A 1,261-nucleotide genomic window follows, 5' to 3' on the forward strand; every position below is an offset into this window, starting at 1 on the left:
CCGCGGCCGCGGCCGCGGTGATACCGAGGGCGAGCGCCGGGGTGGTGCCGAAGCCCGGCAGCCCGGAACAGGCCAGCGCCGTCGCCGCGCCGAGCAGCACCGCCGGGAAGATCGGGCCGCCCCGCAGACTGCCCAGGGCGATCCCCCAGGCCAGGCCCTTGCACAGGACGAGCGCGACGAGAGCCGCCACCGGCCAGGCATGCGGATCCATGGCGAGCCCGCCGATCGCGTTCTGACCGGAGAGGGCCGCCTCCGTCGGGGAACGGCCGGTCAGCAGCGCGTACACCGCCACACAGCCACCGACCGCCGTGGCGCAGACGACGGTGCGGACCGCGGTGTGCCGCCCCGTCCAGCGCAGCGTGCGCAGGCCCAGCCCGCGCCCCGCTGTCATCAGCACGGCGATCAGCGCCGTCACCGGCAGGCCCCACAGGAAGTCGCCCGCGTCCGGGGCCGCGCCGGGCGGCACGGCCGGCAGCGAGAGGTCACCGATGTCCAGCCCGGTCCAGCTGCCGAAACCGGTGAAGACAAGCGCCCCCGCCGCACTGGCGATGAGACAGGGCAGCAGCAGGAGCACCATCCGGGTACCGCCGAGCGCCGCCGCCTCGACGGTCAGCACCGCCGCGACCAGCGGCCCGCCGAGGATCGTGGAGATGGCCGCGGTGGACCCGGCGGTGCCGACCACGGCCACGGTCCGGGGGTCCGCGGCCGCCCGGCTGCCGCGCAGCGCGAGCAGGGCGAGCCCGCTGCCCATGGCCATCAGCGGTGCCTCGGGCCCGAGCACCACGCCGAGCGGCAGGGTGCCGAGCGCCGCCAGGACGACCCCGGGCACCGCGCGCGGCCCGATCGGCGGCCCGCCGAGCCCGTGCACCGGTACATGGCCCCCGGCGCCCGGCATCCGCGTCACGACCGGCGCGAGGACCAGCCCGGCGAGCACGAGTGCGGGCAGCGGCCACCACCAGGGCGGGGTGCCGTACCCGGCCGACTCGGGCAGCGACTCCCACACCCAGTGCTGGAGTTCATGCTGGAAGCCGACGAAGAAGAAGCAGGCCACCGAGACGGGGGCGCCCAGCACCAGCGAGAGCAGCAACAGCCGGACGTAGCCACGCTCACGCAGCGCCGACCGCAGTGCCGGCTCACCTGTCCCGACGGCCACGGCCACGGCCCCCGCCGCACGCCGTGCGCCACCCGTCCCCTGCCCGGCCGGCCCGCATCCGGTCCCCTCCCCGGCCGGGCAGGGGACGGGTGGCGCACGGCGTGCGGC

The 1,261-nt window shown here is 77.3% G+C and carries 1 protein-coding gene; it reads right to left on the reverse strand.

Annotated features, from left to right (window positions below; genetic code table 11):
- The coding region (locus CCN42_RS37740; protein WP_245877651.1) for a chloride channel protein at positions 1 to 1,153 on the reverse strand (1,153 nt) is incomplete at its 3' end.
- Positions 1,154 to 1,261: the final 108 nt, after the last annotated feature.

This window comes from Streptomyces glaucescens (genome assembly GCF_002154375.1).
In the GTDB taxonomy this organism is placed as follows: Bacteria; Actinomycetota; Actinomycetes; order Streptomycetales; family Streptomycetaceae; genus Streptomyces; species Streptomyces glaucescens.